Source organism: Brevundimonas sp. NPDC092305, assembly GCF_044755415.1.
GTDB lineage: Bacteria > Pseudomonadota > Alphaproteobacteria > Caulobacterales > Caulobacteraceae > Brevundimonas.
This window is the reverse complement of the sequence record NZ_JBIVQY010000001.1, coordinates 1,388,019-1,411,353: the sequence shown is the minus strand read 5'-3', so window position 1 is coordinate 1,411,353 and position 23,335 is coordinate 1,388,019. Positions and strand designations below refer to the sequence as shown.

Here is a 23,335-nt window from a genome sequence, read left to right as displayed (position 1 = left end):
CCGGGAAGCGTCGGACATCATCCTGATAAAACCTTGGTCGCCGGCATTCTTCAGTCGAGACCATCAACGATCGATCGGCGTCTGGTCCGGTCTCGCGCAATCAGACTTCGACTGGAGACGTCCATGGTCTGCCGACGTACATTCCTCAGCGCCGCCGGTGCTTCGGCTGTCATCCCGATAGCTCCGCCGTCGTCTGCCCATTCCGGAGGCGCCGGCTCTCTTAAACTGAGGTTCGTCTCCAATTCCTTGGCGGATTATCTGCACCTGCTCTTCTTCCGCGCCGCCAAACCGCGGCTGCCGGCCTTCACCGCCCCGGGTTTCGAGACCGCCCCGACGCTAGACAGCCTCGTAGCTGTCCCAGAGCTCGTGGCGGCCGCCGGCCTGCGGGAGTACCGCGAGCTTGCGCCGTTCGTTTCCGAGACGTTCGCGGCGTTGCCTCAAGCCCGTATATTGTGCCCCAAGCCCCTCATCCTGTCCTACCGCGCCTCCCCGCCAACCTTGTCGGATGTATTGGCAGTCATCAGCGCCGGAGAGCCTTGGTACGAAGCGTTCGGGACCTACTGGCAGGCTGGGGTAAAGCCTGTCGTAGAAGCCCAGATCGCGGCCTGGCGACGTCAGAACGACGCGGGCCGCCCGCTCGATGGATTGCTCAGGATGCACAGGCTCCCGCTCCGTGCAGATGGACTGGTCCTGGCCGCCATGCCGTTTCATCCCGCAGGCAGCGCCAACTATACGCCGGCCGGGGTCTACACAGGGCTCTTCCGGACGCCCGATCTCGGTCGGGTGCTTGGCCATGAGGCCAGTCATCTTCTCTGGAGCAAGGCCGTCGGCACGGACTGGAAGAGCCATCCGCTCGCGCCGTCGGTCCGGGCGAGGTTCGAGCCCGCAGATGTCGACGTCGAGGAGACGATGTGCCTGCTTGTCCAGACCCGGTTGTCGCAGGACATCGGCGTGCAGCCATCGGACTATCGTGTGTCGTCAGACCTTGAGGCCGGTCTGCAGCGCGATCTCATGATCGCCCTAGAGCGGGACTGGACAGATTATCTCTCGGACGCCGGTCGGTGGCCTAACCTCATAGATTATGTTCTCGATACCGCGTCGACATTAACTTGAGGCCACGGACCAGCACCGTCAGGGTGCTGGTTACGGGTTTCGGCGTGACGTGGGTCGATCTCAGAACGCCGTCGACAAGGAGAGTCGGAAGGCTCTGCGCGGGGCCCGGTCCAGTGTTTCGGACGTCTGTGCGACCCAGACATTCTGATCGAACAGATTGGTCAGGCGCGCACGAACCGTCACCGCCCTGTCCCCAACTTCGACTTCGGACCTCAGACCCAGGTCGACTGACACGGTCGCCGGGGTTCGAAGCGTGTCGAGAGACCTCAGCCGGCGGTCGGACGCATAGACGACCTGTCCGTCCAGCGACAGGTTCGGTGACCACGGGGTCCGCCAGGTCAAGGCCGTCATCGCGCGGAAGTCCGGTACGCCCGTCGCTTCGGACGACCAGTCCCCGCGATCAACCGGTTCACCGCTTCGGCGGGCGTCGATCCAGGTCATGCCGGCGACAACCCGGAGGTCGTCCGTCAGCGATCCCGTGAGGGAGAATTCGGTTCCGGCGTGCTTTAGCTGGCCGATCAGACGGTAGGCGCCGGCCTGGTCGTAGCCTGCCGCCGGCTTGTCGATCTCGAAGGCCGACGCGATCAGGGTCAGCCCGTCCGTCAGCCGTCCGCGCAGCCCGATTTCCTTTTGGGTCGAAAGGCCGGCCTCCAGAATCTCGCCGCGATTGACCGCCGCGTTCGGGGCCACCCCGGATTCTTCCAGCCCCCGCGTCAGGGTCGCAAAGCCGGTCCACCGTTCGCCTGCGCCATAGATGACCGAGCCGTGATAGAGCCACGGATCATCGCCGCCTTTCGAAACCGCACTGTCCGCGAACACCGAACGTCGATAGCGGGTCTTCTGCACTTCCGCTCTCCAGCGGAGTGGGCCGAAATCGCTTTCGATCCCGACGGCGCCCGTGAGCTGGGTGACGACGTCCGCCGTGCCGGGAACGGAATCCGGAAGGGGCGGGAGTGGCGCGGACTGGACGCCGTCATCGAGAACGACGTCGCCAAGGGAGATCACCGACGCCGGCCCGTATTCGCTCCGGGTCTTGCGCGCGCGCACCTCTGCGTAGGCGCGCAGACGGGTTGTGAGGTCCCAATCCACGCCGCCTGACCCGGACGAGGAGGCGTTGATCCGGGGTCGATTTGAAACGGTCTGTCCCCGGGCGATCCGATCCGGCCCGACGGTGAGGAGGGTATAGTCCGACGCATCAAGCTCGAGCCGGGAGTATACGACGGAGCCCCGTAACCGCATCCCGGGCGCCGCGGCCGCGTCTCCGATCAGGCCGGCGACAAGATCGCGCCCGTCGTGATCGCTCCAGGCCGGAACGTAGCGCTTCGGGTGTCGCAAGGCGCCGGGGAGGACGTTGTCATCGAGCTTCACGCCGTAGCTACCCTCCAGGTCGAACACATTCATCGAGGCGAAGCCCTTGAGGCTGCCGGCGCCGGTGACGCGTTCAACAACGGTTCCGAGACGTTTCGACCGCGACGACAGCCCGGAAGACGACTCTCCGTCGAAATACTGCCCGCCAACGGACGCGCCGGTGGTTCCGTCTGCGGATTGCGCGGACAGGGTAAGGCTCGACAATGTGCCGCCGTACTCAAGCCGGGCGGCTTCCGCCGACACGGCGGGCTGGGTCAACGGCGAGCGGAGCCGGTAGTTCACCACGCCGGACGGCGCGGCGAAGTCGGTGTCGAGAGCATTGAGTCCGATCTGCGTGAAGACTCCGGCGAGAACGGGGTCGACGAAATTCGCCGATTTGACGAAGTAGGCGCCGTCCAGACGGAAATTGCCGGCGTCCTGCAGATTGAAGCCGCGGACCTGACTGTCGCTGTACAGACCGATCTGTTCGGTGCCGATCCGGACGCCGAAGGCGTCACCGGCCGCGGTCGACGCCCGGGTGTCCGCCGGGGTCGGCGCGGACTGGGCGAGCGCCGGGGGGGCCAGGCAGAAGGCGGCGAGGCCGACGAGGCCGGACAGGGGGGAATTGGACGGGATCATCGACGCCTCGGTCAGAACGGGGCGGCCTCTCACAACGAGCGGCGGCGCGAAAATGGCCGGACCCGGGCCGCCGGTCCAGACTGCGACGAAACGTCGAGGCCGAGACGAGACGCACGGCACGCGCCCGGCGGACGGCGCAACGACCGATCGGGTTTGCGAAAGGCCGAGGCTAGCGGGCCCGGACAGGCGGTGAGGCGGTCAGGGGCGCGCCGGGTGAATATCGGGCCTTGAAGGCGACCCGGATCATACGACACGGTCACGCCGCGCTCGACGAGGGCCTCGGGCGCGCTAAGGGGCATCGCCCCGCACCGCCGGGCGTCCGGGTCCTGCACGCAGCGCCAGCTCTCGCCGCCCGACCTGACGAAGGCCAAGCCGGAGGTCCGGTCGGCGGGCAGGTGCTTGATCATCGAGTCGACAGGCGGGGACATGGACGAAAACCCGCGGCGATCGGCGTGACCCAATCCGGTGAGGGCGACGACGAGGCCAGCGCCCCTGTCCTGTCGCGCGGCGATCAGATGGTGCGCCATGCCGGCTTCGCGGGCGGCGCTGGTGCCCGGCTGATCGATGGGCGCGTCGAAGGCGACCAGTGTCACGTCACGGCCTGCGGCGCGCCAGCGCCGGACGTCCTCGATCAGAGCCAGCATGGCGGCGCTGAACCGGGGGTCGGTTTCCCAGGCCGGGGTCGCGGTCAGGGCGTCGCGCGCCTCCTCGCCCCCGTCGGAAGCCAGATTGGCGTCAAGGGCGGTCTGCATGGCGGCGGGGTGCTCCACCCCGACGAGCACCGGCCGTCCGTCCTTGAGGGACGCGCAGGCGATCGCGGAAAAGGCGGCGGGCAGTTCGACCGTGCCGTGCGTTTCGCCGACGATCAGATAGTCGGTGCGGGCGAGCGGCACGATGTCTTCAAGACCGGGCATCGGGTCGCACAGGCCGTCGGGCGCAGCGGGCGCCTGGACGCCATCGCCGAGCGCGAGAAGGAGCGGAATGAGGACTGGGATCATGCTCTCATCCAATGACGGGCATGGCGCTTCAGCCGTAGCGGTTTGCGATCGGAATGCGACGAACCGGTCGCCGGGACGCCCGACGCGTGACGGACCGTGATAGACGGCGGACCATGACCCTGTTCACCGGACTGTCAGCCTTCCCGATCACGCCGGCTAACTGCGAAGGCGATCTGATCCCGGGGGACCTTGCAAGACTTGTCGCACGGGCGTCCGCGGCCGGCGTCGACTCCATCGGCCTGCTGGGCAGCACCGGGTCCTACATGTATCTCGACCGGACCCAGCGGCGACGCGCGGTCTCAATCGCGCGGGAAACGGCCGGGACGACGCCGCTTATCGTCGGGGTCGGCGCCCTGCGGACGGACGATGCGGCCGCCTTCGCAAGGGACGCCGCGCAGGAGGGCGCTGCGGGCCTGCTTCTGGCGCCGGTGAGCTATATGCCGCTCAGCGAAGCGGAGGTATTCGCCCATTTCGAGACGGTCGCCGCAGAAACGGGCCTCCCGGTCTGCATCTACAGCAATCCGGTGACCACGGGGTTCACCTTCAGCCCGGACTTCGTCGGGCGGCTGTCGGCGATACCCGGCGTTTCCGCCGTCAAACTCCCGATGCCCGGGGACGGAAACGTCGCTGCCGACCTCGCCCGCTACAGGCACGCCGCGCCCGATCTGTCGATCGGTTACAGCGGAGACTGGGGCGGCAAGGCGGCCCTCCTGGCGGGCGCGGACTGCTGGTACAGCGTGCTGGGCGGCCTGCTTCCCGAGCTCGCCGTGGCTCTGGCCGCGGCGGCGCGGACCGGCGACGCGATCCAGGCCGAGCGCCTCGACCTGCGCCTTTCCGCTCTGTGGTCCCTCTGGCGGACCCATGGAAGTCTCCGCATCGTCTACGCCATGGCCCGGATGCTCGACCTGACCGACGCCGATCCCCCGCGGCCGATCGCGCCGCCGGATGCCGAAACCCTGGAGCGGGTGAGGTCGACCTTGCAGGCTGTCCTGGCGCGGGCTGGGGCGGGCTGTTGATCGGCTGGGTCCGCGCGGGCCCGGACGCTGAAACGGGACCGACCGCCCTCGTCACCCCGAAACTCTCATGGAGCCAAGGCCTCCTCCGGTCAGGGCGTCTTCGCCGCCGGCAGTCCTTCCGGTCGGGGCGGGAGCGGCGCGGGCGCAGGCTGACCCGCGTCGCCCGGGAGGGACCGGATGTAGCGGTAGACGGCGCGCTTGTCGGCTTCGGACATCTGGCGGACGCTGGGCCAGGGCATGGGCGGCAGGCTCGTCCCGGTGTCGAGCAGTTGAACCCATTCGTCCTCCGACCGCTCGGCGACCGTAAGGCGCAGGTTCTTGCCGAAGCTCGTGCCCCAAGGGCCAGAGTGTGGTTCTGAGCTTCCCTTGAGCCATTCCGCCTCAGCCGGCCGGGCGCCGCCGGAGCGGGCATAGCCCGCCGTGTGGCAGTCATTGCAACCGCCGACCACCACCAGATACCGGCCAGCCTCGAGGTCGGACGCGGCGACCACGTGGGCCGCGGTCGGACCCTCTTGCTCGGAGAGGGCGGGTCGGCAGCCCGCCACCAGGATGACCGCCACCAAAAGCGCGCCGGCTAGAATGACCTTGTTCATGCGGAAGGTCCCCCAAAACGGCGCCATGAGGGACGAACCACCCGGTCCCGTCAACCGGTGGAGAGTGGTGATCCCCGTTTGATCCCACACCAGCGCAGGCCGCCGGCCTGATCGCTCGCGCCGCCGGAGCCAGGCCGCGCGCGAGGCGGAGAGGCGCGGGCGCCGGTCGTCGCTTTTTCGTCGATCCGCAGCCCGACGGTCGAACCTCGGCAGCACGGCCTGCCCACATCGGCGACAGCTCGATGAAAGATGCTCCGGCGTCGGGGGAAGGGGCGTCGCGCCCCGGCGATCTGTCCAAGTCGATACCCGGCGCCCGGGTTCGTCCGGTCGAGTCAAACCCGGCGGCGTCACCAGCCTGATCGTCGGGGAGGTGAGGAGCGTCTGCGAGGAGGATTCTGGCGTGTGCCAGGACGGCGCCGGCGACGGCGGATCAACAGGGGCTGTTCGACAATGTCGTCGGGGCCAAGTGGGAGACTAAGTTTGAACAAGACCAGCAATCGCCGGCGCCTCATGGCGTCGTCATTCTTCGGGGCGGCAGCCGTCCTCTCGGCGGCGGCCCTGCCGCCCGCCCTGCTCGTCGCGCCGACCGCAGCGTTTGCGCAGGACTACACCAGCGGGGCGCTGACCGGATCGGTCCAGGACGTGTCCGGCGCACCGGTGGCTTCGGCGTCCGTCGCGGTGCGGTCCGTGTCGCAGGGCTTCACGCGCAGCGCGACCACGAACGCCGACGGCCAGTTCAGGTTCGCGCTCCTTCCGGCGGGCGATTACCAGGTGACGGTCACGGCCGACGGCGTTCCCCCCTACGAGGACACCGTTCGGGTCAACGCAGGCGCGGAGTCGGGCTTCACCTTCACGGTCGGCGCGTCTGACGCCACGTCCATCGACGATATCGTCGTGGTCGGAACGCGCGCCAATCTCGACTTCACCCAGACCACCAAGGGTCTGACCATCGATGTCGAGGAGCTGTCGTCTCGCGTGCCGGTGGCTCGCGACGCGACGTCCATCTCCCTCCTGTCGCCATCCGTCGTGACCGGCACGGGCAGCGCGGCGTTCCAGAACCTTCCGTCGATCGGCGGATCGACGGTCGCCGAGAACGCCTACTACGTGAACGGCCTGAACATCACCAACTTCGACACCTATGTCGGCGGCGCGACCGTTCCGTTCGATTTCTATCGGACCATCGAAACCAAAACCGGCGGTTACCCCGCCGAGTACGGACGCGCGACGGGCGGCGTGGTGAACGCGGTGACCAAGTCGGGCACCAACGATCTGATGATCGCCTTGCACGGGGACTTCGCGCCGGCCAGCCTCTCCAGCCACTCGCCGGACAGCGACACCTATTCGATCGGCTATGTCCCCGGCGCCTACACGGAAAGCTCGGTTGAGGAGCTGACCGTCGAGATCGGCGGACCGATCATCCGCGACCGCCTGTTCGCCTACGGCCTGTATCAGGCGCGGGACGTATCGGACCAGTATGCCCTGGACTCGACCTACACCGAACGGGAATCGGACGACCCGTTCTGGGGCGTGAAGCTGGATGGCTACCTCGCCGAGGGCCACCACCTCGAATACACCTACTTCAACACCGAAAGCACACGGACCGTCTCGGCCTACGCCTTCAACCGCGACACCGGGGCCATCGGCGCGGCGGCGCCCCTGTCCTACAATCTGCGCGGCGGCGAGAACTACATCGCCAAATATACCGGAACGCTCACCGACTGGCTGACGATTTCGGCGGCGTATGGCGTCAGCGACACCGAAACCTCCACGGTTCCGGAAGACACGACCAGTCCGCGTATCACCGACTCGCGCTTCCAGAACGATCCCACCAATCCGAGGTCGCCCTTCATCTCGAGCGCGCAGAAGGTCGCCGGCAGCAACCAGCAGACGGCGAAGCGGGAATTCTATCGTGTCGACGCCGACATGTATTTCGACTTCCTCGGCGAGCACCATGTCCGCATGGGTCTCGATCAGGAGAACAATACGCTAAACCATGTCAGCGACCTGAACGGCGGCCGCATCTACAACCTGCGTCGCGGGGCCGGGGTGGACGTCGGCTACGGCGTCCCGCTCGGCCAGGACTTCGTTCAGGTGCAGTACCAGCGTCTGGGCGGGCTCGACATCGATAGCGAGAACAAGTCCTACTACATCCAGGATTCCTGGGATGTGACGGACAATTTCTCGCTTCAGCTCGGCCTGCGCTACGACGACTTCCTCGTCCAAGGCCTCTCTGAGGAAAACAGCTTCGATCTGTCCGGCAACTGGGGGCCGCGGATCGGATTCACCTGGGATCCGTTCGGAAACGGCGACGACAAGGTCTACGGCAACTTCGGCCGGTATTTTGTTCCGCCGGCGTCGAACCTCGCCTACCGCGGCGCCGACTTTGGCTTCAGCGAATATTTCCTGATCCCCAATGGTCAGGCCGAAGGCGTCGTCCCGACCCTCGGCGCGCAGATCACTGCCGCAACCAACCCGACTATTGCTGACACCTACAATATCGTCGCCTGCCCCGAGGGCGGCTTCGGGACAGCCGGCGTCGAGGGCTGCACGGTCACCTTGGGCCGCGGCATCGCGGAACGGGCCTTCTCCAAGACGTCGCAACAGCTGGAGGCAACGAACGAGGAGGAGCTGATCCTGGGCTACACCCGCCGGGTGGACGACTCCTGGACCATCGGCGCCGCGCTGACCTACCGCCGCCTGAACAAGGTGTCGGAGGACATCACCCTCGATCAGTTCGTCGTCCAGTACTGCGAGGACAACGGCTATGACGTCGCGGCGTGCGAAGCGCGCTGGGACGGGTCGTGGCAGTATGTCGTCATCAATCCGGGCGAGGATATCGACATCTACACCCGCGGGGCCCTGCCGGGCGACGCCAATCCGACCTGTTTCGGAGCGGTCGCGGGCACGCCCGAGCTGACCAACTGTGGAACGCTGATCCACCTGACCGCGGAAGAACTCGGCTATGAAAAGCCCGAACGGGAATATCTCGGCCTCGAGCTGAATTTCGAACGCGCCTGGGACGGCAAGTGGGGGCTCCAGGGCTCCTATGTGCTGTCGAAGTCCGAAGGCAACTATGAAGGCACGGTCCTGTCCGACAACGGGCAGGCGGACGCCGGCAGCACCATCCTGTTCGACTACCCCGGGCTGGCGGACTACCAGTACGGCCTGTTGCCGAACCACCGCGCCCACCAGTTCAAGATCTTCGGCTCCTACCAGCTGCTCGACAATCTCCTCATCGGAGCGAACGCGTCGATCATCTCGCCGCAGAAATACAGCTGTCTCGGCGTTCACCCGGACGACCAGGGCGCGGCCAACTATGGTGCGGCCGCCCGGTTCTGCGCCGGGACGCCGGCCCCGCGTGGATCTCTGATCGAATCCGACTGGATCAAGAAGGTCGATCTGACGCTCAGCTACACCGTGCCCGAGATGTCGTGGATGCCGGGCGAACTTGTGCTCCGGGCCTCCGTCTTCAACCTGTTCAACGAAAAGGGGATCACCCAGCTCGACGAGGTCTATGACGAGGACGGCGCGACGCCCCTCCCGACCTACGGCGCGGCGCTCGCCTACCAGCAGCCCCGCTACGTGCGCTTCGGCTTCGATCTACAGTTCTAACCCCGAGAACGTGTAGGACATGGACGGCGGCGGTCTGAGGACCGCCGCCGTTTTGTTTGGCGGTGAGCAGTCCGGCGAGGATCATCACTGCTGTTGATCGGCCCGGGCCTGACAGGCGCCTCATGCGGGGAGCCCGGACCGTGCACCGCGGGATTCACGACGCCCGGCGCTCTCGGCCGATGGACCTCGTCGCAACCTCGTCGCCCCACGCCCGCCAGTTTGCGACGGATCGGGCTCGCCCGCGAGCGCGCGGGGGCCCAAAAAAACAGCGCATGTCCAGGCGCTAAAGGCATGGCGCTGACGTCTGTTGAGGTTCCCATGGTCCCGAGGTTCGCCCTCATCGTCGCGCTGTCCCTCCTGGCGGCTTGTGGAGGGGGAGGCGGCGGCGGAAAGGCCGATCCCGGCGGCGGCGACCCGTCGCCGGTCGCCGTGAGCGTGACGCCGGCGTCAATTTCCCTCACCGCTACGAGCGGCCGGCAGTTCAGCTGTGTTGTCACCGGTTCGACCCAGACGGGATGCACCTGGTCGGTCATCGAAGCCGGCGGAGGCCTGATCACGACGGCCGGGCTCTATACGGCGCCCGGAACGCCTGGCGTCTATCACGTGCAGGCCAGGAGCGTCGCGGACCCGGCCAGGACCGCAACCGCCGAGGTGACGGTGACGGCGGCGCCCGCCGCAAAGCCCTGGGTCACCGGGTACTACGTCGGCTATTACTGGGACTGGGATCTCGCCCAGCCGCCCCAGTCTCTCGACATGTCGGCCATGACCCATCTCGTCCTCGGCAGGGTCGCGCCCGGGTCGGGGTCGCTGGGGGGCGCGGCAGGCGCGCTGGTCCTGGGCGGCGGCCAGTCGTTTCATGGCGAAGGGCGGGCCCCGGACGGGAGCGGCCGCGACGTGGAGGACTATATGGTCGCCCGCGCGCACGCCGCCGGCACGAAGGTGCTGCTGATGCTCGGCGGCGACGGCGACGACGGAAAGGGCTTCCTGCGATCGACCACCGACGCCCTGCGTCCCACCTTCGTTCGTCGGGTCGTCGACTATCTGGTCGAGCACGACTACGACGGGGTCGACGTCGACTGGGAGAACGAACTCGACGGAAACTCCGGCATGGGCGTGACGGCGGAAGAAGCCCGCCGCCGGCTCAAGGCGCTTCTTTCGGAGTTGCGGCTGGAAGCGGCGTCACGCGAGCGATATCGGGGCCTGGAGCGGCGTTTGCTGATCACCCATCCCGGTTATCCCGAGAACATCAACTTCCTCCTGCCGGGCGGCAAGGTGGAGCCCTGGAAGGTGGAGGTCGCCGCCCTGGTCGATCAGTACAACCTGATGAGTTACGGCGTCGGGACGGCGTTCAACGGCGCCGAATGGGAATCCTGGTTCAGCGGGCCCATCTTTGGCGCGGGCCCCAATCGCCCGATCGATCTGGACAGCAGCATCAGGGCCTATGTCGCGTCCGGCGTGCCCCGCGGCAAGCTGGGCGTCGGAATCGGCTTCTACGGCATGTATTACGGGCCCTCGATCACCGGCCCGCGTCAGGACACCAACCGGAACGACATCTGGAACTTCGACGACAACGCGCTCGCCTGGTTCGAGCTGGTGCGGAAGGGCTATCTGTCCCATGGGCAGTATCACTGGGACGCCGAGGCGCGGGTGGGCTACCGGACCTATGGTCCTGGCGGTTATGTCCCGGCGAACGACCCCGCCTCCGATCCTGCCGGTTTCCTGACCTATGAGGACGAACGCTCGATCGCGGCCAAGGGCGCCTGGGTGCGGGAGACCGGCCTTGGCGGAACCATCATCTGGACGGTCAACTACGGCTATGACGTCTCGACCGGGGGGAACCCGCTGCTCGCCGCGACGAAGACGGCGTTTTTGCAGTAGGGGCGCTCGCTCCGGGACCGCGGGCCGGTGTTGGCCCCCGGCTCCGACGCCGACGCCCCGTAGGCGGGCCGAAATCGCGGGTAGACGACGGTTGACTCCGGTACGCCGCGCGCGAACGCGATGCGGGCCCGCCGGACCTCGCCTCAGCCGAACGCCTTGACCAGCGAACCGGCCCCGACCCCGGCGCGCCAGTCGGTGCGAGGTCCGGCCGAGAGCCAGGAGCCGATCGTCGTTCGCAGGATGGGATGGGTCCTGGAGGGATCGCCGCGGCTCAGGGGGGCGCCGTCGGCCGCGAGCGCCGCCAGCACGGCGCCGTCGGTGACGTCCAGATGACCCATTCCGGGCAGGCGGAGGGCTCGGGCCGCGGGGCTGCCCCGCGAGATGTTCCCCCAGACCCTGGCGCGCCGCTCGTCAGCGGACGCCGGCTCATCCGGATTTTCCCCGACAAGGTAGAGCATGGGTTTGCCGGGCGAGGCGTCCGCCGCCGCGCCGAGATAGTCGCCGTCGATATTGACCGCCGAGCGCGCCGCCGGATGGGCGAGCGCAAGCACGGCGGCGGCCCCGCCGATCGAGTGGCCGATCAGGTCCGCCCCGGGAGTCTCGATGTCTGACCGGGTCGCCGGCGCGACCGCGCCCAGTCCGTCGAGGACCGCCGCGATCTCGTCCGCTGCCGTCCGCGCGCGCGGGCCGTCGCCCCGGGGGGAGCCGAGGGGGTTGAGTCCGATGACGATCCTGCCGTGGCTGGCCATGTCTTCGATCAGCAGTCGATAGTCCCGCGACCCGAAGGTCGCGCCCGGCTGGAACACCGCCACGGGGAAGCGGTCGTCCGCGGGTGCGCCGGTCCAAGCGCCGTGGGCCGGCGCCGCGACGAGGGCCTCGCCGACCGAGGCCCCGAACCGTCGGCGCAGGCGCTCCGCATAGGCGTCCGGCAACACCTCGGTGTCCGCGTTCGCCTGGCCGTTCATCGCCGGCCGCCAGATCCAGGCGTCGACGCCGTTGATCCGCGTTTCGGCCAGGAAGAGCGACCAGGGGCCGGACGGGCGGCGACCCTGGAAAAGCGTGACGAGCGCGTCGGCCTCTCCCGCGGGCGGCGCGTCTGGCCGGCGACCGCAGCCGCCCAGCAGCGCCGCCATCCCGAGCACCGTCGCGCGGCGTGAAGGCCTGTCGAGATTGTGATCCATGGTCCGCTATCGCCGGGCGCTCGCCGCATATCGAACGGCAGTCGACGAATTTTCTGCGAACCGTCCGGGGCGGCGTCCAGAGGCGGGCCGGTGATGGTAGAGAGGGGCGTCAAAACTCTCGAGATGGGGCGTCGCGTGCGCAGCGCAGAACCAGACAGTCATCACGTCGGCGCCGCCCCGGAAAGCCGGGAGGCCCTGAGGCTGGCGATGCTGCTGTGGTCGGGCAGCATCGTGCTCGGCGCCGTCAGCGTAACGCTGAACCAGGCCGTGACGACCGGCGCGGGACCGCAGCTGTCGGACGCTTGGAAATACGTCTGGATGGCGTCGACCCTGGTCCTCGCAATACCCCTGTCGCTGGGTCTGTTCCGGCTCGTCATCCTGCTCGCGGGACTGCGCACCTTTCCGCGTGTTCTCGTCGTCGCGCCGTTCGTCCTGATCGCCGCCGTCCTCCAGGCCGTCTTCGACCACGAAATCGGAGCCGTTCTCGGGAGGCTGGCCGGCGCGGCGCCGTTTCGGCCCCTGTTCAGCCCGGCGCTCATCTTGAACGTGAACAGCTATCTCGGCCTCTATGCGCTCTATGTCTGTCTGATCGAACTGGTGACCATGCGCGCGCGCGCGCAGAGGTCCGCCCTGAGAGAGGCGGAGGCCCGGGACCTCGCGCGCAAGGCGCAGCTGGATCTCCTGTGGTTTCAGCTCAACCCCCATTTCCTGTTCAACACGCTGAACAACATCATTTCGCTGGTCGTCACGGCCAAGCCCGCGCGGGCGACCGCCATGCTGCGACGCCTGTCCACCTATCTCCGGGCGACCCTTGATCTTCACGGGAGCGCGATGCTGTCGCTGGAGCGCGAGATGGAGGCGGTGGAGGCCTACATCGAGATCGAGGCCGTGCGGTTCGACGGCGCCCTCGCCCTGGACATCGACTATCCCGCAGCGCTCCGACAGGCGACCGTCCCCGCCTTGATCCTTCTGCCGATCGTCGAGAACGCTGTAAAATACGCCGCCGCGCCTTCGGGTGGGGACAGCCGGATCGCCATCACCGCCGGCCGGACGGCGACCGGTCTGTGGATCGAGGTCCTGGACACAGGCCGCGCCCCGGGCGTCGCCGCGATCGAGTCCGGAACCGGACTGGGCCTGCGCAATGTCCGGGAACGGCTTTCCGCGCAATACGGGGATGCGGCGCGTCTCGAGGCGGGTCCGTCGGGTCCCGGTTTCCGCGTCCGGCTGGAGACGCCGCTTCAGGGAAGGGGGGACTGATGCGAGCCCTGATCGTGGACGATGAACCGCCGGCGCGCGAGTTGCTGCGCTCCCTGCTTGAGGCGTCGCCCGGCGTCGAGGTGGTCGGCGCCGCGCGCAGCGCGGAGGAGGCGGATGCCGCCATCGCCGCGCTTCAACCCGACGTCGTCTTTCTCGACATCCAGATGCCGGGCCAGAGCGGCGTGGACCTCGCCCGAAGCCTTGAGGGCGCTCACCCCGCCGCGGTCGTCTTCGTCACCGCCTACGATCAGTACGCGCTCGAGGCCTTCGACGTCTCCGCCGTTGACTACCTCCTCAAGCCGATCGACCCCGAGCGGCTGGCGGTTTCCCTCCGGCGGGCGAGGCGGTGGACGGGACGAGCCGGGGACGGCCCGCGAAGGTCCGAGGACGCCGCCAGTCCGGCCGCGGGCTGGACGACCGGGGTGTGGGTGCAGAAGCGCCACGGCCAGGTCCGGCTGTCGGTCGAGGACATCGACTGGATCGAGGCCGCGCGCGACTATGTTCTCCTGCACACCCAGCGCCAGTCCCATATGCTGCGGGCGACCATGGACACGCTCCAGGCGACGCTCGATCCGGACGTCATGATGCGGATCAGCCGGTCGAACTTCGTCAACCGACGCTCGATCCGCAGTTTCCACGAACACGGCAAGCGCAATCTGGTCGTCGTGCTGGAAGACGGAACGGGCTTGCGGGTCGGGTCGACCTACCATCGCCAGATCTGGCGCCGCCTGGTCAGGGACGGATCGCCCGGCGAGGGACGCGCGCGATCAGACCAGGGTTAGGGCGGTTTCGCGGCGCGCAGGGACGGCCCGCAGAAACCCGGTCGCTGAGCGCTTTCCAGGCAAGCGGAGCGGGTGCAGCACTCGACATCAGGCGCGTCAGCATCAGTTCGCCTCCGGCGTCCAATGCCGACCGACCCGGACCGGGCCGGCGGCGAGGCGCCGGACTGGTCTCCGGAACGCGCCGCGCAACCCCTTCAAGGACCCGTCATGGCATCCGGTCTCATTCTTCTCGCGGCGGTCGCTGTCCTCGGCTTTCCTGGCGCCGCTCAGGACGCGCCAACCGCGGGCGCACCCTCCGCTGCGCCCGCCCCGGACGTTCCGTTCGAAGTCGTCCGGCGGGGGGACGGGGAGCTCTCGTGCGACGTGCTCATCGCGGAGATCAATTCGCTCAACGCCGAGGTCCAGGCCCTCCAGATGCGGATGACCTTGATGGGCTCCGACCTCAGCCAGTCCGCCATGGCCGCGACGCGCCGACCCGCCGCGGCGGGCGGCGGTCTGACCGGAGCGCTCACGAGCTTCATCCCCGGAGGCTCTCTCGTCTCCGGGGCCGCGACCATGATGCGGCAGCAGGCCCAGCAGGCGGCGGCCCAGCGTCAGCAGCAGCAGATCATGGACGGCGCCGCCTCCCTGACGGAATCCATGACGGCCATGGCGCCCATGGCGAACCGGGCCGCCCACCTGTCCGAGATCGCCCGCGACAAGCGCTGCTGAAGACGCATGTCGCCCTATATCCGCACGACCGCGGATCCCGCTGTTTCGGCCCGGTTCAATGTCTCGCCCGGCTGGGCGGCCGGCTGCGCGGAGATGGTGTTCGCAGACGAACCGGCGGCGATCATCACCCTGTCGCCCGATCGTACCGCGCGGGTGTTGACGGCGCGGTGGGGCATGCCCACGCCGGGACGGGAAGTCCGGACCCGGGCGATCCAACGCGCCTATCGCGATCGCGTTCGACTGACCGACGCGGAGTTCGAGCAGTTCGCCGCCAACGAACCCGATCCGGGGGTCGGCTTCATCGATGCGAGCGCCTTTGTCTGGCGTCCCCATCTGGAGCCGCGCGGTCGCTGCGTAGTGCCGTTCTCGGCGCTCGGGGCGCTGAGGCCGGACGCCCTGCCTGAACCCGCGGATGACTATGTCCGGCCCGCCGCCGGTTCCGTCGGCTATCTCGGCGGGGTCTTCGAACAGGGATGGCGGGGCGTCCGCCGCGCGGATCGGGGACGGGAGACGCTGGACCTGTTCGCCCTCGTGAGCGTCGAGCGGATCGTCCAGGCGGACCTCGCCCGCCGACGCTTCACGCCCATCGTCCTGAAGAACGACGAGGAGGTCGCCGCCTGGCTGACCGCCCCGTGGTCAAGGGCGAAGGCGCTGCGCCGCGCGCCTGCGGAGATGCTGCCCGCCTGAGATCGCGCCGGCCCGAGGCGACCTCGCCGCGCGCCGGACCGCTTCGCGGAAAATCCGTCGCGCGGCCGGACACATCTGGGGCGGTTCGCGGCATGGGCAGCATTCAACGCCATCCCTCCGTCGAGTCGGACCGGATGGCTCACGATTTCACGTCTGGAACGAGCCGAACATGCGCAAGACCAAAGCCGCCCAATCTCCCGTCCGCAACAAGGGCCGCGCCCGGTTGCTCACCAGCGTCGCCGCCTTGGCCGTGGTCACGGCGACGCCGGCGCTGGCGCAGCAGGTCGTTCTCAACGAGGGCGAGACTGTTCAGGGGAACGTGGATCTTAGCCCGTTCAAGAACCTCGTTGTCGACATCTCACGGATGAACGGCAGCACGGGCGAACTCAATCTGGGCGAGTTCGAGGGCCGGCAGAAGCTGCTCGACGGCCAGATCGAGAGCAATACCGGCGAGAACGACCTCTGGCTGCGGGCGACAGGCGCCCAGACCCGAAACATCGTCTTCGGGACGCTGGCTGACAATCGCACCCGCCAGTTTCCGACCGCCGGCGGATTCACGTTCGAAAGCGTGGTTTATGAAGCGTCTGGCGATGACGCAGTTCTCACGCTGCAGAACAAGGCCCGCTCGGCCGACAATCCACTCCACGCCCTGAGGTACGATCCCCTGTTGCTGGCGGGGGAGGGAACGATCATCCTGGACTTCGCCCTGCAGGCGGACCAGGCCGATCCCAACGCACCCGACCGCGCCATCACCGTCGTCTCCGCGAACGGCGAGAGGACGCTCGACGTTATCGTGAACAACCGGATCGACAGCAACACCGGTGTCAACGCACAGGGCCAACTTGATCCGGACATCGGGCTGATTGACGTTCGGCAGGCCGAGCGCCTGACCTTCGCTGAGGGTGCGAACGTCAGCGGGGGTCTGGCGACCCTCGTACTGGCCGGTGAGGCTGACGTGAATATCGATTATGGGGCTCGGCTTTCGATCAAGCAGCCGAACCAGCAGGGGAGCCACGCGGGGCGCATCATCAGAACATCGGGCACGGTCCGCAACGCCGGCGTCCTTGACGCGCGCGCCAACGACCGGACGCCCGATCTTCCGAACCGCATCGGCGACCGTGGCGTGGGCGTCTTCATGGAGGGCGCTGAGTTCTACAACATCCTCACTGAAGGCGAGAACCTCGTTGGCCAGGTGCTCGGCGGTCAGGCGGCCGTCGTTTCCTCAACCGGCGACAACTACGTCTACAACGTCGGCAAGATGGATGCGGTGAACGGGGCCGCAATCTTCTCGGTCGACGGCTCGATCGTGGTTCGTAACGCGATCCACAAACACGCCAACGGCACGACCCGGGCGGGCGAGATCGACGGCGGCGGTCTGAGCGGCGATAAGGTCGCCTTCCAGGACATCGGCTACAGTCAGGATCTGGTCGTCAACTCCGGAATAATGAATGGCGACGTGTTGCTCGGCGAGGGGTCGGACACCTTCCTCTATACCGAGGCGACCAATGGCGTGACGCAACTGATCGACGGCGGCGATGGAAACACCGACGCCTACGGTCGCTCGGTGTCAGCCAGTGGCGTGGTGACGTTCGCGAACGATCTCAACACTGGCGACGTCCAGAACTTCGAACTGCATGGCGTCGAGCTGAACGGCTCCGGTCTTGAGGTGACGCTCGAGGGCGCGAACGGCGAGGTCCTGACAGACGGGATCAAGGTTCTGGGCCGAGGAATCCTTAATAACCGCGCTCGGATTGCTGACACCAAACCCGAGGGCGTCGGCTTGTTCTTTGAACGGTTCAACCAGCTCGAGACCGACATCGACTTCACGAACTTCGCTGATGTGTCCGCCGAGGGGATCGGGCTCATCTCGCAGAACGGCTTGAGCAGTTTCCGGAATGCAGCCGGAACGATCTCCGGTGCATTCGCGGGGGTGGGGATCGTACATGAGTATACAGGATCGCTGTTCAACTTCGTCAATGAAGGGGTGATTGCGTCCAGTGAGGGTTACGGCGACGCTGGCGGAGGCTTGGTGTTCCTCGCATCCGGGTCCGACCTGCCGGCTGGGCAGACGCACATCGCTGCTCTGAGAAACTCCGGGACGATCCGGGACACTCACAACGCCGCCGATCCCACCCTTGTGTCGTCTCGGGCGGTGCATCTCTATGGCGACGTTGAGGGTGGACTGACGACTTTCGACAACACCGGGCTCATCGAGACGACCGGAGCCGGCGGTGTGGGCGTCGTTGCGCGCTACATGAACCTCCAGTTCACCAACAGCGGCACGATCCAGGCCCTCGGCGTCGGGGGGGGCGGCCTGATGATAAGCGATCTCGACGTCACGGACAGAACGACGGTCCTCGTAAACACCGCATCTGGCAAGATCAGCGCCAGTGCCGGGGGAAGCACCGGCGGTCGGGACGGTCGCGCTTTCAGTTTCGGGGTGGGTGCGAGAGACCTTTCCAACAACGCGCTGTTCAGATTCGATAACGCGGGACAGGTCGAGGCGATGGGCTCCAACTCCATCGCCGTAGCGGCCATCGGCATCGGGGATGGGTCCTCCGCGCATTTCACCTTGAACAATTCGGGCGTGATCCGGGGCGGCGACGACACCCTCGTCGCCGAGGGTGAAGAGGTGGGCGACAATCACCTCGGTCTCTATTCAACGATCGGCGACGTTGACGACGACCGGACTGTCGCCGGCGCCATCCAGACCTGGCGGACGACCGATATCATCCGGAACGAAGGGACGATCATCGGATCGATCGATCTCCACTGGGGCGAGGATCGGTTCGAGCATTACGGCGAACTCGACGGCGATCTTCGGATGGGCGACGAGAATGACACCCTCGTGCTCGGAGACGGCACGATCGCCGCGGGTCATCGCGCGTCGGGCGGGGATGGCGACGACGTCATCCTGGCCGATATGTCGCTGAACGTCGACCGCCTGATCGACGCGGTCCAGTTCAGCAACTTCGAGTTCGTGCGTCGGCTCGACGGTGAACGCGGTTCAGGCAAGCTGTTCCTGAAAGGAGCCTTCGATGTCGAAACATTGAACCTCGACGACATCACGATCCACATCGCCCAAGGCGATACAGTGGAGACGGAAGGCGACTACACCTTTACCGGGGGCGACAACGCGGAGTCGATCGTCAATGCGGGCCGGATCGAGGGCCTCGTCATCCTGGAAGGCGGAGACGACACGATCGATAACAGCGGCGTCATTCGCGCGCTCACGATGGACGACGGCGATGACAGGCTGACCAACCGCGTCGGCGCCACAATATCGTCTTCGGTATCGATGGGTGAGGGCGACAACGTCTTCGTCAACGATGGCTACGTGGGCCTCGGCGTCGGGTTCGGCGACGGGAACGACACCTTCATCAACAGCGGAACCGTTCAGCGAGGGGGCGTCGATCTCGGCGGTGGGGACGACCGGTTTGAATTGGTCGGCGACGGCAAGGTGTTCGGCGGCGTCACGGCAGGGGACGGCATCGACACCTTCGTCTTCCGCCTGAAGGACAACGTAGGCACGCTGCCCAGCGGCTTCCGCGACTTCGAGTCCTTCGAGGCCTACGGGCCCGGCACGCTTCGCGTCATTCTGGACCAGGATTACGACACCCTTCGTGTGCGTGAGCGCGCCAATCTCGAGCTGACCAACGCCGCCAACTACCGCGTGAAGTACGTCGAGGGCGACGACAGCGCGCAAACCGTGACCATCGATTCCGGGTTCACCGGCGCCGTCAAACTGTTCGGAGGCAATGACACCCTGGAGATGAGCCTGAATGGTCTCCTGAGCGGTGACCTCGACGGCGGCGACGGCGTCGATGTCCTGCGCCTGAACCTGACCGGCGCGTCCTCGATCGGCGCCCTGTTCAACTTCGAAACCGTAGAGGTGACCGGGAGCTCGCCCCTTACGCTGACGGGCGAGATGGATGAGGAGTCATCGATCCTGTTCGACGGCTCGGACAACGAGTTCATCATCGCAGAGAACGCGGTGTTCAAGGGCAAGGCTGACGGCGGCGCGGGGACCAACACGCTGCGGGTCGCGACGGGTTCGGCGAACAGCCGCACTATCGTCTCGGGGCAGCTGGTTAACTTCCAGCAGGTCTTCACGGACGGCGCCGGCACTCTCGCTTTCAACGGCGGCACCTATGACCTCGCCTCGTTCGAGGCCACGGGCGGCAGCGTGTCTGTGGGCGCTGGCACGACGTTCGGCGCCCGCGCCGGCGGTATCCGGTTCACGGGCAATGTCGACAATCGGTTCACCCTCGAGCACGGCGGTCGCCTGACCAGCCAGGTCGACGGCGGCGACGGCGACAAGGATGTGCTCGCCTTCTCGCAAAATGAAGGCGAGACCCAGAAGGTCAGCGCCGTGGATGCGGTGAACTTCGAGATTCTGGCCGCCTCCGGCGAAGGGCAGCTGCAGATCGACCGTGACTTCGCGATCCGCGAGGTGCAGCTCGAGGGCGGCAATATCCAGGTGATGAAGGACGTCACCCTGACCGCCCAGGTTCTGGGCGGTGCCGGTGACGACACCTTCGACAACGCCGGCAAGGTTGACGGCGATATCCTGCTCGGCGACGGCGACGACACCTATGTCGCCCGCACCGGCAGCTCGGCGACCGGCCGCATCGACGGCGGCGTGGGCGGCAACGACACCGTCGTCTACAGCTTGGTCGACGGCGCCGGATCGCTGCTGGACGATGTGGTCAACTTCGAGTCGCTCGGCGTCTATGGCGCCGGCACCCTGACCCTCGACATGCAGGCGGGCGAGCACTGGAACAGCGTCACCCTGATGGAGGGCGCCAATCTGGACCTGCGCTCGTCGGGCGGCACCATCGACCAGATCGAGGGCGACGGCAGTGACCAGACGGTCACCATCGACGGCGCCCTGACCGGCGGCGTGGACATGGGCGGCGGGAACGACACCCTGAACCTGAGCCTCGGCGGCGTCCTGTCCGGCGATCTGGACGGCGGGTCGGGCGACGGCGACGTCCTGAATCTCGCCCTGACCGCGGCCTCGCGCATCAACGGCATGTACAACTTCGAGACCGCCAACATCACGGGCGGCTACGCCCTGACGCTCGGCGGAGCCCTGGGGACGAGCCAGCGCATCAACTTCGACGGCTCGGATGACGAGCTGATCATCAGCGAAGGCGCCGTGTTCGAGGGAACGGTCGACGGCGGCGAGGGGCAGAACCTCCTGCGCGTCCAGTCCGGCGCGGCCCAGAGCCGCACAGTGGTGGCCTCCCAGATCCTGAACTTCCAGGACTTGATCTCCGAAGGCGCCGGCCTGCTGGCGCTGACCGGCGGAAGCTACGACTTCGACTCCGTAACCGTGGACGGCGGCTCGCTGGAACTGGGCGCCAACACGGTGCTGGCGTCCAAGACGGGCGTGACCTTCGATGGCGCGGACAACCGTATGGTTCTGGGCGCAGGATCGAGGGTCGAAGGCGGGATCAACGCGGGCGCCGGCGATGACGTGCTGGAGATGACCCAGGCGTCGGGTCAGGTCCGGACCTGGAGCACCCTGCAGGCGACCGGCTTCGAACGCCTTGAGAGCTCCGGCGCCGGCGAGCTGCGCTTCGACATCGACGCGGCGTTCGTTAACGGCGTCAGCCTGAACGGCGGCATGACGACGGTCGCCCAGGCCGCGACCCTGACCGCGGATGTGACAGGCAGCGAGGCGGCGGAAACCTTCGCCATCCTCGGCGTGCTGAACGGCGACCTGGATCTCGGCGGCGGCGACGATCGGCTGATCTTCTCGGCCAATGGCTCGGGCCTGCGGTCGGGCGGGGACGGCTCCGACACCTTGGAGTTCCGCGGCGTCGGGTCCGCCGTCGTCGATTACGACGCCAGCCTCTGGACGGGCTTCGACAAGCTGGCCGTCTCCGGCGGCACCCTGTCGATGACGGGCGAGTCGAGCTGGGACGGTCTGTCCCTGACCGGCGGCCGTCTCGTCGGTCAGGCCGGGTCCGTGATCACCTCGGCCAGCGCGATCGAGGTCGGCGCCGGTTCGGTGTTCGGCTCGGCCGGCACGGTCAACGGAGACATCAATGTCCGAGGGACCCTGTCGCCCGGCGCCTCGCCCGGCACGATGACGGTCAATGGCGACGTGGCCTTCTTCAAAGGGTCCAACCTGCTGATGGAGCTGTCGCCGCAGGCCAGCGACCTGCTGAAGATCAACGGCGAGATGAACATCGCTGACGGCGCGACGATCGACATCACCGGCGTCCTGCCCAGCACGCCCGGTCAGGTGCTCGACCTGATCGTCGCCAGCGACGGCATCAACGGCCGCTTCACGACGATCAACAAGTCGCAGAGCGTGTTCGGCTTCGTCTCGCAGAACGGCAAGAAGCTGCAGATCCGCGGCGAGTTCCAGAACGACGGCGCTTTCGGCTCCAACGCCCAGGCCAGCATCGACTACGCCAACGCCGTGCTCGGCTCGGGTCAGGCCGTGCAGACCTATACGGCGGCGGTGCCGGTGCTCGTGGACGCCAACGGCGTGTCGAACGCCGCAGCCTTTGCCCAGCTGACGCCGGAAGCCTACGGCAGCGCCATGGCGATGCAAACCGAGACGGCGCTGTCGGGCGTCGAGGCGGGCCGCTCCCTGCTGGCGGAAAGCCCCCGTCAGGCCGGCAAGTTCGCCTTCGCCCGCGGCTACGGCGCCTCGACCGAACTTGACGGTCGGGCCGGCACGGGTGCGGCTTCGGCCGACATCGATCTGGGCGCGGCCTACGCCGGGGTCGGTTACGTCTCCGAACTGGGCGGCGTGGTCGGCGGCTTCATCGGCTTCACCAACAGTGAACAGAACCTGCGAGATCTGGGCGCGGAGACGAAGGCCGACGGCATGATCGCCGGCGCCTTCCTGGGCGGCGAACTCGGCGGCGTCCGCATGGGCGCGCAGATGACCTATGAGCGCTCGGATGCGGAAACGACCCGCATGATCTCGGCTGCGGGCGGATCGGCCAGGGGCGAATACGACATGGAGTCGGTCGCGATCGACGCCAGCATGTCGTATCCGATCCAGGTCTCGGGCTGGACGGTCGCGCCGACGGTCGGCGCGACCTGGGTCTCGGCCGGCCGTGATGCGGTCAATGAAGCCGGCGCGACCAGCTTCGGTCTGGCTGTCGACCAGGATCGCAGCGACACCCTGTTCACCGACATCGGGATTCGCGCCTCGACGGTGATGGCGCTCGGCGACGCCGCCGTGACACCGTTCGCCGAGATCGGCGTCCGCACCATCCAGAACGACGGCGGTGAACTGGTCACTGGCACACTCAAGGGCGTCACCGGCTTCGAGATGAATGTCGACGGCGTGCGTCGCGACCGGTCGGTCGCCCGCGTGGCTGCCGGCGCCAGCTACGACCTTGGCACGGTCCGCTTCGATGCGGGCTACACCGGCGAGTTCGGAGACGCCTCGCGGCACACCTTCGGAGCGGGCGTCGCCGTTCGCTTCTAGGATCGCCGCAAGGGGCAGGGGGCGCGGCGCCGGGACTATCCGGCGTCGCGTTTCCGCCG

13 protein-coding genes are annotated in these 23,335 nt (G+C 67.4%); 9 read left to right on the top strand and 4 right to left on the bottom strand.

Annotation, left to right across the window (positions count from 1 at the left end):
* The first annotated feature begins 33 nt into the window (after positions 1-33).
* The gene (locus ACIQC9_RS07040; protein ID WP_400613853.1) at positions 34-1,113 is read left to right on the top strand and encodes a hypothetical protein; all 1,080 of its coding nucleotides are present in this window, start codon (positions 34-36) and stop codon (positions 1,111-1,113) included.
* A 60-nt stretch (positions 1,114-1,173) separates the two neighbouring features.
* Here ACIQC9_RS07040 and ACIQC9_RS07035 read toward each other — a convergent pair whose 3' ends face one another.
* Both ACIQC9_RS07035 and ACIQC9_RS07030 read right to left on the bottom strand, forming a co-directional pair.
* Positions 1,174-3,099, bottom strand: coding sequence for a hypothetical protein (locus tag ACIQC9_RS07035; protein WP_400613851.1), 1,926 nt, complete (start codon positions 3,097-3,099; stop codon positions 1,174-1,176).
* A gap of 29 nt (positions 3,100-3,128) precedes the next feature.
* Complete coding sequence (locus tag ACIQC9_RS07030; RefSeq protein ID WP_400613849.1) at positions 3,129-4,097, bottom strand: hypothetical protein; 969 nt, start codon at positions 4,095-4,097, stop codon at positions 3,129-3,131.
* Between the two features lie 113 nt (positions 4,098-4,210).
* Between ACIQC9_RS07030 and ACIQC9_RS07025 the strand changes: the two genes are divergently transcribed.
* Positions 4,211-5,113: a dihydrodipicolinate synthase family protein gene (locus ACIQC9_RS07025; protein ID WP_400613846.1), complete on the top strand. Its 903-nt coding sequence runs from the start codon at positions 4,211-4,213 to the stop codon at positions 5,111-5,113.
* Between the two features lie 89 nt (positions 5,114-5,202).
* Here ACIQC9_RS07025 and ACIQC9_RS07020 read toward each other — a convergent pair whose 3' ends face one another.
* Positions 5,203-5,706: a cytochrome C gene (locus ACIQC9_RS07020; protein ID WP_400613844.1), complete on the bottom strand. Its 504-nt coding sequence runs from the start codon at positions 5,704-5,706 to the stop codon at positions 5,203-5,205.
* Between the two features lie 480 nt (positions 5,707-6,186).
* On the opposite strand from ACIQC9_RS07020, the gene ACIQC9_RS07015 reads away from it, so the two are divergent.
* Together ACIQC9_RS07015 and ACIQC9_RS07010 are read left to right on the top strand one after the other, a co-directional pair.
* Positions 6,187-9,318, top strand: coding sequence for a TonB-dependent receptor domain-containing protein (locus tag ACIQC9_RS07015; protein WP_400613842.1), 3,132 nt, complete (start codon positions 6,187-6,189; stop codon positions 9,316-9,318).
* Between the two features lie 291 nt (positions 9,319-9,609).
* Entirely contained in the window at positions 9,610-11,196 is a 1,587-nt protein-coding gene (locus tag ACIQC9_RS07010) for a glycosyl hydrolase family 18 protein (RefSeq protein WP_400613840.1), read from the top strand.
* Between the two features lie 143 nt (positions 11,197-11,339).
* Here the strand turns inward: ACIQC9_RS07010 and ACIQC9_RS07005 are convergent, their stop codons facing one another.
* Complete coding sequence (locus ACIQC9_RS07005; RefSeq protein WP_400613838.1) at positions 11,340-12,377, bottom strand: hypothetical protein; 1,038 nt, start codon at positions 12,375-12,377, stop codon at positions 11,340-11,342.
* Between the two features lie 135 nt (positions 12,378-12,512).
* Between ACIQC9_RS07005 and ACIQC9_RS07000 the strand changes: the two genes are divergently transcribed.
* The 5 genes from ACIQC9_RS07000 to ACIQC9_RS06980 all read left to right on the top strand — a co-directional run bounded on the left by ACIQC9_RS07000 (position 12,513) and on the right by ACIQC9_RS06980 (position 23,276).
* Positions 12,513-13,634 carry a sensor histidine kinase gene (locus ACIQC9_RS07000; RefSeq protein WP_400613836.1) on the top strand — a complete coding sequence of 374 codons (1,122 nt, stop codon included), beginning with the start codon at positions 12,513-12,515 and terminating at the stop codon, positions 13,632-13,634.
* Positions 13,634-14,416, top strand: coding sequence for a LytR/AlgR family response regulator transcription factor (locus ACIQC9_RS06995; RefSeq protein WP_400613834.1), 783 nt, complete (start codon positions 13,634-13,636; stop codon positions 14,414-14,416). Before ACIQC9_RS07000 ends, ACIQC9_RS06995 begins: the two co-directional genes overlap by 1 nt.
* 363 nt (positions 14,417-14,779) lie before the next feature.
* The gene (locus ACIQC9_RS06990; RefSeq protein WP_400613832.1) at positions 14,780-15,127 is read left to right on the top strand and encodes a hypothetical protein; all 348 of its coding nucleotides are present in this window, start codon (positions 14,780-14,782) and stop codon (positions 15,125-15,127) included.
* Positions 15,128-15,133: 6 nt separating this feature from the next.
* Positions 15,134-15,814, top strand: coding sequence for a hypothetical protein (locus ACIQC9_RS06985; protein ID WP_400613830.1), 681 nt, complete (start codon positions 15,134-15,136; stop codon positions 15,812-15,814).
* Between the two features lie 169 nt (positions 15,815-15,983).
* Complete coding sequence (locus ACIQC9_RS06980) at positions 15,984-23,276, top strand: autotransporter domain-containing protein (RefSeq protein WP_400613828.1); 7,293 nt, start codon at positions 15,984-15,986, stop codon at positions 23,274-23,276.
* Positions 23,277-23,335: the final 59 nt, after the last annotated feature.

Excerpts from the sequence above, each read along its gene's own strand:
- ACIQC9_RS06980 (WP_400613828.1), top strand. The coding sequence starts at position 15,984 with ATGCGCAAGACCAAAGCCGCCCAATCTCCCGTCCGCAACAAGGGCCGC.
- ACIQC9_RS07025 (WP_400613846.1), top strand. The coding sequence starts at position 4,211 with ATGACCCTGTTCACCGGACTGTCAGCCTTCCCGATCACGCCGGCTAAC.
- ACIQC9_RS06995 (WP_400613834.1), top strand. The coding sequence starts at position 13,634 with ATGCGAGCCCTGATCGTGGACGATGAACCGCCGGCGCGCGAGTTGCTG.
- ACIQC9_RS07005 (WP_400613838.1), bottom strand. The coding sequence starts at position 12,377 with ATGGATCACAATCTCGACAGGCCTTCACGCCGCGCGACGGTGCTCGGG.
- ACIQC9_RS07035 (WP_400613851.1), bottom strand. The coding sequence starts at position 3,099 with ATGATCCCGTCCAATTCCCCCCTGTCCGGCCTCGTCGGCCTCGCCGCC.
- ACIQC9_RS07020 (WP_400613844.1), bottom strand. The coding sequence starts at position 5,706 with ATGAACAAGGTCATTCTAGCCGGCGCGCTTTTGGTGGCGGTCATCCTG.
- ACIQC9_RS06985 (WP_400613830.1), top strand. The coding sequence starts at position 15,134 with ATGTCGCCCTATATCCGCACGACCGCGGATCCCGCTGTTTCGGCCCGG.
- ACIQC9_RS07010 (WP_400613840.1), top strand. The coding sequence starts at position 9,610 with ATGGCGCTGACGTCTGTTGAGGTTCCCATGGTCCCGAGGTTCGCCCTC.
- ACIQC9_RS07030 (WP_400613849.1), bottom strand. The coding sequence starts at position 4,097 with ATGATCCCAGTCCTCATTCCGCTCCTTCTCGCGCTCGGCGATGGCGTC.